Annotated in this window: 9 protein-coding genes and 1 pseudogene; 1 reads left to right on the top strand and 9 read right to left on the bottom strand. The window is 57.7% G+C overall.

Going from position 1 to position 10257, the window contains the following annotated elements:
* Positions 1-151: 151 nt before the first annotated feature.
* Positions 152-2251 (bottom strand): elongation factor G, encoded by a 2100-nt coding sequence (fusA, locus tag ACMWL8_RS02245; RefSeq protein WP_045260608.1) that lies wholly within the window; start codon positions 2249-2251, stop codon positions 152-154.
* A gap of 160 nt (positions 2252-2411) precedes the next feature.
* Here fusA and ACMWL8_RS02240 point away from each other — a divergent pair, with 160 nt between their 5' ends.
* Complete coding sequence (locus tag ACMWL8_RS02240) at positions 2412-2726, top strand: ArsR/SmtB family transcription factor (protein ID WP_045260609.1); 315 nt, start codon at positions 2412-2414, stop codon at positions 2724-2726.
* Between the two features lie 25 nt (positions 2727-2751).
* Here the strand turns inward: ACMWL8_RS02240 and ACMWL8_RS02235 are convergent, their stop codons facing one another.
* The 8 genes and pseudogenes from ACMWL8_RS02235 to ACMWL8_RS02200 all read right to left on the bottom strand — a co-directional run bounded on the left by ACMWL8_RS02235 (position 2752) and on the right by ACMWL8_RS02200 (position 10245).
* Positions 2752-3753, bottom strand: a complete 1002-nt coding sequence (locus ACMWL8_RS02235) for a Kdo(2)-lipid IV(A) acyltransferase (RefSeq protein ID WP_045260610.1) — start codon at positions 3751-3753, stop codon at positions 2752-2754.
* 192 nt (positions 3754-3945) lie between these two features.
* Complete coding sequence (gene pptA / locus ACMWL8_RS02230) at positions 3946-4176, bottom strand: tautomerase PptA (protein WP_414751541.1); 231 nt, start codon at positions 4174-4176, stop codon at positions 3946-3948.
* A gap of 37 nt (positions 4177-4213) precedes the next feature.
* Positions 4214-4831, bottom strand: a complete 618-nt coding sequence (locus tag ACMWL8_RS02225; protein WP_045260611.1) for a glutathione S-transferase family protein — start codon at positions 4829-4831, stop codon at positions 4214-4216.
* A 41-nt stretch (positions 4832-4872) separates the two neighbouring features.
* Complete coding sequence (locus ACMWL8_RS02220; protein ID WP_045260612.1) at positions 4873-5760, bottom strand: ABC transporter substrate-binding protein; 888 nt, start codon at positions 5758-5760, stop codon at positions 4873-4875.
* 9 nt (positions 5761-5769) lie between these two features.
* A complete protein-coding gene (locus ACMWL8_RS02215) occupies positions 5770-6543 on the bottom strand; it encodes an amino acid ABC transporter ATP-binding protein (protein ID WP_045260613.1) in 774 nt (257 codons plus the stop codon).
* Positions 6527-7453 (bottom strand): amino acid ABC transporter permease, encoded by a 927-nt coding sequence (locus tag ACMWL8_RS02210; protein WP_028013278.1) that lies wholly within the window; start codon positions 7451-7453, stop codon positions 6527-6529. Before ACMWL8_RS02210 ends, ACMWL8_RS02215 begins: the two co-directional genes overlap by 17 nt.
* Positions 7454-7462: 9 nt before the next feature.
* The gene (locus tag ACMWL8_RS02205; RefSeq protein WP_045260614.1) at positions 7463-7972 is read right to left on the bottom strand and encodes a GNAT family N-acetyltransferase; all 510 of its coding nucleotides are present in this window, start codon (positions 7970-7972) and stop codon (positions 7463-7465) included.
* 9 nt (positions 7973-7981) lie between these two features.
* Positions 7982-10245 (bottom strand): annotated as a pseudogene (locus ACMWL8_RS02200) (NtaA/DmoA family FMN-dependent monooxygenase).
* Positions 10246-10257 lie beyond the last annotated feature (12 nt).

Below are 10257 nucleotides of genomic sequence, written 5' to 3'. Positions count from 1 at the left end.
GGCACGTTCACAGGTATTGTCGTTACAGAGTAGCAAGGAGCATAAAGTGAACCGAATGACCACGAGTGTAGTATGTTCCCCTCACCCCAGCCCTCTCCCTCAAGGGAGAGGGGTTGTCCGTGCAGGCATTATTTGTAGGAAACCGACCGTATTACTTCGCACGCCGCGCAATAATCTCATCCGCAACATTCCGCGGTGCCTCCGCAAAATGGTGGAACTCCATCGTGTACGTCGCGCGTCCCTGGGACATCGAGCGCAGCGTCGTGGCGTAGCCAAACATCTCGGCCAGCGGCACATCGGCGCGGATAATCTGGCTTCCGTACTGCTCCGCCATTCCCTGCACCATGCCGCGTCGGGAAGAGAGATCGCCCATGATGTTCCCGGCGTACTCTTCCGGCGTTTCCACCTCCACGTGCATGATCGGCTCAAGGATCACCGGATCCGCCCTGCGAGCGCCCTCCTTGAAGCCGAGGATCGCCGCCATGCGGAACGCCATCTCCGAGGAGTCGACGTCGTGATACGAGCCAAACGTCAGCGTCGCCTTAACATCTACGACCGGATAGCCCGCCAGCACGCCGCTGTTCATCGCTTCCCGCAGCCCTTTCTCCACGGACGGGATATACTCACGCGGCACCACGCCGCCCTTGGTGGCATCTTCAAATACAAAACCACTTCCGGGCTCCAGCGGCTCCAGGCTCAGCACCACATGACCGTACTGCCCTTTACCGCCGGACTGCCGGACAAATTTGCCTTCGATATCCTTCACCGCTTTGCGCAGGGTTTCGCGGTACGTCACCTGCGGACGACCGATATTCGCCTCGACGCCAAACTCACGCTTCATGCGGTCGACGATAATCTCGAGGTGTAACTCACCCATCCCGGAGATAATGGTCTGACCGGACTCCTCGTCAGTGTGCAGGCGGAAAGACGGGTCTTCCGCCGCCAGACGCTGCAGCGCAATGCCCATTTTCTCCTGATCGCCTTTGGTTTTCGGCTCAATCGCCAGCGAGATCACCGGATCCGGGAACTCCATGCGCTCAAGCGTAATGACGGCGTTCGGATCGGTGAGCGTGTCGCCGGTGGTCACGTCTTTTAACCCGACACAGGCCGCAATATCCCCGGCGCGCAGTTCATCCACCTCATGGCGATCGTTGGCATGCATCAGCACGATGCGCCCGATGCGCTCTTTCTTCTCTTTCACCGGGTTATAGACCGCGTCGCCTTTGCGCAGCACGCCAGAGTAGACCCGGATAAAGGTCAACTGCCCGACGTACGGGTCGCTCATCAGCTTGAACGCCAGCGCCGAGAACGGCTCATCATCACTCGGATGACGCTCCGCGTGCTGCCCTTTTTCATCCACGCCGTCAATGGCCGGCACGTCCAGCGGGGATGGCATGAGCTCGATGACCGCATCCAGCATGCGCTGCACACCTTTGTTTTTAAAGGCGCTGCCGCACAGCATCGGCTGGATTTCGCCCGAGATGGTGCGAATGCGCAGCCCCTGGATAATTTCCGCCTCCGTCAGGTCGCCCGTTTCCAGGTATTTGTCCATCAGCTCATCGCTGGCTTCCGCCGCCGCGGAGACCATTTTTTCCCGCCACTCCTGGGCGGTACTGACTATATCGTCCGGCACGGGGGCATAGGTAAACACCATACCCTGCGTCGCATCGTCCCACAGAATGGTGCGCATCTTGATGAGATCCACTACGCCGGTGAAATGATCTTCGGCCCCCACGGGGATGACAATCGGCACCGGATTGGCCTTCAGGCGTTCCTGCATCATCCGCACGACGCGGAAGAAATCGGCACCCGGACGGTCCATTTTGTTGACGAAGGCCAGACGCGGTACGTGATATTTATTGGCCTGACGCCAGACGGTTTCCGACTGCGGCTGCACGCCACCCACGGAGTCATACACCATCACCGCGCCGTCGAGCACGCGCATGGAACGCTCCACCTCAATGGTGAAGTCCACGTGCCCCGGAGTGTCGATGATGTTGATCCGGTGCGGCTCAAAGCCTCTGTCCATGCCTGGCCAGAAGCAGCTGACCGCCGCGGACGTAATGGTGATCCCGCGCTCTTGCTCCTGCGCCATCCAGTCGGTGGTTGCCGCGCCATCGTGTACTTCACCCAGCTTGTGGCTCATCCCGGTATAAAACAGGATGCGCTCAGTGGTGGTGGTTTTACCGGCATCGATATGCGCGGAGATACCGATGTTGCGATAACGTTCGAGAGGAATGGGTCGGGGCATGATATTTCCTTAGTCACTATGACGTGTTTGTGACGACCGGGATGGTCGTGCATTGGTTCGTTTGCTATAATAGTCCTATTGTACGAGTATTATCGAACTATTTTTTAAGGGTTGACCTATTGTTGATATAGCTCAATCTGACATCACGCGCAGGAAAACGATGATCCCTAACCACCCTGAAACTGAACAAATACTGCTGGAAAATGTGCTGTTTGCCCTCGGCAACCCGCTCCGGCTATCGATTATTCGCCGGCTCGCCGATGGCAGCGAACTCAGCTGTAACGCGCTGCGCCCGGAAGATGTGGTGAAGTCCACGATGACCCACCACTGGCGCGTGTTACGCGACAGTGGGGTCATCTGGCAGCGTCCGCAGGGACGAGAAAATATGATTTCACTGCGTCGGGAGGATCTGGATGCCCGTTTTCCCGGGCTGATGGAAATACTGCTAAAGACCAAAAGCGCTGCCGGAAACTAGCTCCAGCAGCCTTTTGCGTGGCGTTTTAGTGCTGCATGCCCGACTGCTGCGAGAATTCATCGTCGGTTAAGCCAGCCCGAGGGGGCGCGGAGATTTTTTTAGGGGCATATCTGTCCGGCACGCCCTCAGGACGCGTCTTGAAGCGACGGTGCAGCCACATATACTGCTCCGGCGCCATCAGCACCGCGCGCTCGATCGCCCGGTTCATCTGGGTTGCGACAGACTCTTTATCCGCACCCTGCAATGACGCGCTGATATCTTCAAGAATAATCAGCTCGTACCCTGTACCGTCCTCTCTGCGGCGCGGCACAAACGGAATAACGGCAGGCTTAGCGCTTTTGACCAGCATATAGCTGCCCGCCGTCGTGGCGGCATCCGGGACAGCGAAGAATGGCGCAAACACGCTGTTGGCTTTGCCATAGTCATGATCCGGCGCGTACCAGAGGATTTCATTCTGCTTCAGGGCACGGATCATGCCTTTTAAATCATGACGATCCAGCATGGTTTTATTCGAACGCAGACGACCGCGCGTTTGTAGCCAGTCCAGGAGCGCATTATTGTTGGGACGATAAACCCCAATACCGGGGTTAAGCATGCCAAATATCCGCGCGCCCAGCTCAAGCGTCAGAAAATGCATGCCAACCAGCACCACGCCCTTTCCCTGCGCCCTGGCCTGCTCCATATGTTCGTAACCGCGCACGGTAAAGCATTTACGCACCCGCCATTCAGGCCAGAACCACGCCATGCCGGTTTCGATAACCCCCATTCCCACGGATTCAAAATTTCGCTGCAGCAAAGATTCACGCGCTTCTGCTTCCATCTGCGGGAAGCACAGTTCCAGATTACGGCGGGCAATCTCGACACGGCGCGGTAGAAGGCGCATGGCTAACCGGCCCAGAGCGTGTCCGAGTCTGAACAACAGCGGGTAAGGCAGCAGCATGATAAGCCACAGGGCGGCGATGCCTGTCCAGCTTAGCCAGTATCGCGGGTGGAAAAAAGCAGGTGAAAACCGGGGTAATTTTGTCATGAGAAAATTATCCTTTAATGTGACTGTCCTTAATTGATTCTGTTGTCGATCTTTCCTAAGGATTGATTAAATGTCGGTCGTAAACGTTAAGTGTAACGGATCAGATAAAACTTATTTTTAACGTTTTTTGCGAAAAGAAGGCGTAAGCGGCAGGAGAAACCGGGTAAGACGATGACCTCACCCGGCGAAAGATTACATTGAATACCCGGGCTTTTTAATCAACTCGTCCAGCTTCGGTCCGATTTCGGTATCCCAGACCTGCGCCTTCCAGTCTTCCGGGTTTACCTGGTCCAATGCCACCGATACTGAACCGTCTTTGCTGTTGAAATGGCGAATAATCACCTCGGCGATATCTGCCGCCAGCGCGGTTTTTTGCTCGTCGTTAAGATCGCGGGGAAAACATTTGATATCTACGTGTGGCATATGCAGGCTTCCTGTTATGTGTGAGCATTCCACGTTATCAGATAATGTTGTTTGCCTTTAACACCTTGTGCAGTTCCGGCAGCTGACACACGGTATCCGCAATCGCCGTAAGCTTCGGCGTATTTGTCGCAAACCACTCATGGCGAGGCCCCCAGGTGCGCGCCACCGCAATATACACATCCAGCAGCGTCAGCCGTTCACCCAGCGCAAACGGCGCGGCCTTAAGCTGATTTTCAAACCACAGATAGAGGGATTTCCGGTACTCAATGCAGTTTTTCTGCAGCTGTTCCGGCGCATCAGGCACCCAGCGTTCGGGATAATCGGCATAGGTAAAGGTGGGATAGACGTTCGCCACGAACCAGATAAGCAGACGCTGAAACTGCTGACGCTCAACCTGCCCCACGGGTGGAGCGAGATCGGGACATCTGTCGAGAACCATCAGGGCAATCGCCGCCGTTTCGGTCATGATGGCGCCATTTTCCAGCTCCAGCGTGGGCACCTGGCACAGCGGGTTGAGTTTTTGCAGCAGTTCACGCTGCGGGCCGGGCTGGTCAAACCCGTCAACGTTCACAAATTGATAAGGGATATCGGCCAGGGTCAGCATCACTTCACTGATTGCCGAGCCCCAGCCGGGTACGCCATAGAGTTTCATCATGTTGCCCCCTCAGGAGTGAAAATCCTAAGTGTAGAGCACCATTAGTAGGTTATCCCAGGCGGGTTGACCTCCGATTGCGCCACCGCTTCGCCCTGTTCGCCCCAGCGCGCCAGCACCTTCTGGTAATCGCCGCGCTCAATCGCCCCGTTCAGCGCGGCCTGCAGCGCGTACACCAGCCCATTGCCTTTTTTGGTCGTGGTGGCGACATAAGCTTTTTTCGGACCTAAACCGACCACGCGGGTTTTGCCGGTGAGCGCCGCTTTGTAAGCTGAAACCGACTGAGGGCCAAAGAACACGTCCGCCCTGCCGGACTGGATATAGAGAGTGCCCGAGGCATCGTCGTGGAGATAGACCGGCAGCGCAGGCGCTCGCCCCGCCTTTTTATTCTCTTCGTTCCAGCCCAGCAGGATGCGCTCCTGATTGGTGCCCGAGCCGACAATCACCTTTTTTCCGGCCAGATCTTCCGCGCTTTTGATTGATTGAATCTCGCTGGTGGACTTCACCGAAAACGCCAGCGAATCGACGCGGTAGGTCGCAAAATCAAACTTCTCTTTACGCTGTTCGGTCACCGCAATGTTCACCAGCGCCACGTCGTAGCGCCCGGAAGCGATGCCCAGCGGCCAGTCTTCCCACGCCGTTGGCACCAGCTTTAGCTTCAGCCCCAGGCTGCCCGCCAGCAGGCGGGCGATATCCGGGTCGCTGCCAATCCGCGTGCGGTTATCGCTGGCCAGCAGCGCCAGCGGCGGGGAGTTCAGCATCGAGACGGCGACCGTCAGCGTACCCGGCTCAACGAATTTATAACCGGCAGGGATCTTCGCCACGGCCTGCCGATCCACCGTCACCGGCAGCGGCTGCTCGTTGGCTTTCAGATCGATGCTGGCGTGGCTTGCCGTTGTGAAGACCAGCCCCGCCAGAAGTCCGTATTTCATCTGCGCTCCTTACAGCACTTTTGACAGGAACTGGCGCGTTCGCGCGTGCGACGGACGGTTCAATACCGCGTCGCTGCTGCCCTGCTCCACGATTTTCCCGTCGACCATAAACACCACCTGATCCGCCACCTCGCGGGCAAAGCCGATCTCGTGGGTGACCACCACCAGCGTAGTGCCGGACCGGGCCAGTTTTTTGATCACGTCCAGCACCTCTCCCACCAGCTCCGGATCCAGCGCCGAGGTAGGTTCATCAAACAGCATCACGCGGGGGCGTAGCGCCAGCGCGCGAGCGATCGCAATGCGCTGCTGCTGCCCGCCGGAGAGATGGCGAGACCAGGCATCGGCTTTATCCCGCAGCCCAACCACATCCAGCAGGCTGTATGCCCTTTCCACCGCCTCTTTTTTGCTGAGCTTCTTATGCGCGATGGGCGCCTCAATCAGGTTTTCCAGCACCGTGAGGTGAGGAAAGAGATTGAAGTTCTGAAACACGTAGCCCACGTTGACGCGCTGCCTGAGGATCTCTTTCTCCTTCAGCTCATAGAGCTTGTCGCCCTGACGACGGTAGCCAATGTAGTCCCCGTCGATCTGAATAAAGCCTTCGTCGACGCGCTCCAGATGGTTAATGGTGCGCAGCAGCGTCGATTTGCCCGAGCCTGAGGGCCCGAGAATGACCGTCACGGAACCGGGCGGGATCTCAAGCGAAACGTTGTCGAGCGCCTTATGGCGACCAAAATACTTGCTGACGCCGGTAATCGAGATATGTCCTTCAGGAGAGGCTTGCATGGATAGGCTCCTGTGCTGGCGTGGTGGTGACGGAACGGGTGCGACGGGCGGCACGGTTCTGATTAACCGCAGAGCGGCGTTCGCTGCGGGCGAGTGCGCGTTCAACACCGTACTGGATAGCGGACAAGACGGTGGTAATCACCAGATACCAGGCGGCACCGACCATCAGCAACGGGATCACCTCCTGGGTACGGTTGTAGATCATCTGGATGGTATAGAACAGCTCCGGCATTGCCAGGACGTAGACCATCGCCGTTCCCTTGGCGAGGCTGATAATTTCATTGAACCCGGACGGCAGAATGGTGCGCAACGCCTGAGGCAGGATTATCCGCACCGTACGTCGCCAGGCCGGCAGGCCAAGCGCGGCGGCCGCTTCATACTGGCCGTGATCCACCCCGAGGAACCCCCCGCGAATAATCTCTGCGGTGTAGGCGCTCTGCACCAGCGTCAGCCCCACCACGGCGGTGGAGAACTGCCCGAGCACGTTGATGGTTTCAAAGCTGCCCCAGGTGATGCCGGTGAACGGCACGCCGAGGGAGAGCGTGTCGTAGAGATAGGAAAAGTTGTAGAGAATGATCAGCACCACGATCAGCGGCAGCGAGCGAAACAGCCAGATATAGCCCCACGCCAGGCTGCTCAGCAGCCATGACGAGGAGAGTCTCGCCAGCGCCAGCATGCCGCCCAACACCACGCTCAGCGCGGTACCGATCAGGGTAAGCAGCAGAGTCTGCCCTACGCCTTCGAGAATAACCGGGTCAAAGAACCAGCGGGCAAACACCGCCCACTCCCAGCGCGGGTTGAAAGCGACGGACTGGATCACGACCGCCAGCACAAACAGCGCCACCGCGGCGCCGACGGTCCGCAGCGGATAACGCGCCGGGACCACCTTAATGGTTTCAACGTTGCTCATCGTCGTTCCTCATGCGGTTTTACTGAACGCTTCGCGTACCAGCGTTTTAGTGAAGCGCAGCCGACCGTCAAACGGCGGCTGGCTGTACTCTTCCGGATCCCGGTTCAGATCGAACTGTGGCTGGTAGCCCTGGCTGAGATAGAGCCTGACCGCTTCCGGCTGGCGAAAACCGGTTGTCAGGTAGATCTGGCTGTAACCTGCCAGCACCGCCCTGCGCTCCAGCTCCTGCACTACGCGTCCGGCAAGCCCCTGCTGACGCAGGGTTTTGTCCGTCCAGATGCGCTTGATTTCCGCGGTGCGTTCGTCAAAGGGTTTGTACGCACCGGTGGCGATGATTTTTCCGTCACGCTCCAGGACGATAAATAGCCCCTGCGGCGCTAAATACCACTCGGAGAGTTCCACTTCCGCGTCTTTAGAGAAGTAGTCACCGTAGCGGGCAGCATATTCACCGAACAGCCCCTTGATAATGGGCTGAAGTTCGGCATCTTCCGGTGAAACGTCACGAAATTGTTCACGCATAGCGCCTCCTTAATCACCCAGGCCATCAGGATTCACTTCTGACTGCGGAATACGCTCAACGCCTTCCCCCCAGCGGTTCAGCACTTTGTCGTAATCGCCGTTTTTAATTACGCCGTTCAGCGCGGTTTGCACTGGCTCAACCAGCCCGCTGCCTTTCTTCAGCGTCACCGCAATGTGCGCCGCCTTCGGCCAGCCGCCGTCGACGCTGCCGACCAGTTTAGTTTTCCCGTTCAGCGCCGCCTTCCATGCGCCAATCACGTTCGGGCCAAAGTAGGCATCCGCGCGCCCGGACTGGAGCGCCAGCGTTTGCGCCGCATCGTCTTTGGTGTAGATCGGGGTAAACGGTTTCAGCCCCTTCTTCTGGTTTTCAGCATTCCATGCCAGCAGGATGGCCTCCTGATTGGTCCCGGAACCAACGATAATCCGCAGCCCGGCGATGTCCTCAGCCTTCTGAAGCGATTCGATCGGGCTGGTCGATTTCACGTAGAAACCGAGGGAGTCCTTACGGTAGGTGGCGAAATCAAACTTCTCTTTGCGCGCTTTGGTAACGGTAATGTTGCTGATGGCGGCATCGTATTTCCCGGACGCCACGCCCAGCGGCCAGTCTTCCCACGACGTTGGCACCACGTTCAACTCAAGTCCGAGGCTATCGGCCACCAGACGGGCGACGTCAACTTCACTCCCGAGCAGCGTTTTGTTGTCGTCGGAAAATACCGTCAGCGGCGGTTGATTCAGGCCCGCCACCGCCACGGTAAATTTCCCCGGCACGGCGAAGCGATAATCTTTCGGCAGCTGCGCCACTGCATCGCTGTTTTTGGCGGTATTGATCGGCGTTTTATTGGCCTCGATGCTCACGCCGGTGCCGTTAATGTTCACATTCTCTGCCCAGACGGCAGGGGTAAAGGCCAGCGCGAGCGCCAGAATAAGCGATGTTTTCTGCATAGCGGAGTTCTCTTTTATTGTTGTGTGAACTGGTTTTTCGGTTGGTCTAAGCCAAGGCTTTCGCGCAGCGTGGTTCCCGGGTAGTCGGTGCGGAACAGGCCGCGGGCCTGTAAAACGGGCACCACCTGGTCAACAAAGCGCGGAAAGGTATCCGGCGTACCGCCCTGGATGATGAAGCCGTCTGCGGCATAGCCTTCAAACCAGGCCTGCAGACCGTCGGCGACCTCCTCCGGCGTGCCGGAAAAGCGCGGGCGCGGCGATGCGGCCTCAAGCGCCACCTGGCGCAGGGTTAAGTTGCGCTCGCGGGCATTTCGCTTAATTTCATCGGTGGTGCTGCGGAAGCTGTTTTTGCCTAAGTCACCGATATCCGGGAACGGCTCGTCGAGCGGATACTGGCTGAAATCGTGATGTTCAAAATAACGCCCGAGGTAATTGAGGGCATCGGTAACCGACACCAGCGCCGCCGTGGTTTGATACTGGTTTTCCACGTCATCGGCGTCTTTACCGACAATCACGCTGACGCCCTGGAAGATATGTAAATCTGACGCGCGGCGGCCGTTTGTTTCCAGCTGCTGCTTCACGTCGCGGTAAAACGCTTTTGCCTCGTCGAGCGTTTCGTGATGAGTGAAAATGGCGTCGGCATGTTTTGCCGCTAGCTTTTTCCCGTCGTCCGACGCGCCCGCCTGAAAAACAATCGGACGCCCTTGCGGGGTGCGACCAATATTCAGCGGACCGGCGACCTGGAAGAAGTCACCGTGGTGATCGAGGGTATGCAGCCTGGTCGGGTCAAAAAACTGACCGCTCTCTTTGTTGCGTATAAACGCGTCGCCTTCCCAGGAGTCCCACAGCCCTTTCACCACGTCGAGATACTCATCCGCAATGCGATAGCGCAGCGCATGCTCGGGGTGTTTTTCGCGCGAGAAGTTCTTTGCCGACCCTTCCAGCGGCGAAGTCACTACGTTCCAGCCCGCACGTCCGTTGCTCAGATGATCGAGGCTGGCGAACTGGCGCGCCGTGGTAAAGGGTTCGCTGTAGGAGGTGGATAATGTTCCCACCAGCCCCAGACGCGTGGTGATGCTTGCCAGCGCGGATAATACCGTTAACGGCTCAAAGCGGTTTAAAAAATGCGGAATGGATTTCTCATTTATATAAAGACCGTCGGCAACGAATAAAAAATCGAGTTTGCCCTCCTCCGCTTTTAACGCCGTCTCTTTTACGAATTCAAAATTAATGCTGGCATCCGCGACCGCCGCCGGATGACGCCAGGCGGACATATTGCCCGATGCACCATGCAAAATGGTCCCAAGCCGCAGTTGACGATGTGCAGACATATTTACCTCTCC

It is taken from the genome of Enterobacter sp. 04-C-12-SI-ECC, assembly GCF_047530715.1.
GTDB lineage: Bacteria > Pseudomonadota > Gammaproteobacteria > Enterobacterales > Enterobacteriaceae > Enterobacter > Enterobacter bugandensis.
Note: the sequence above shows the minus strand (reverse complement) of the source record. Positions and strands in the feature narration are given on the sequence as shown.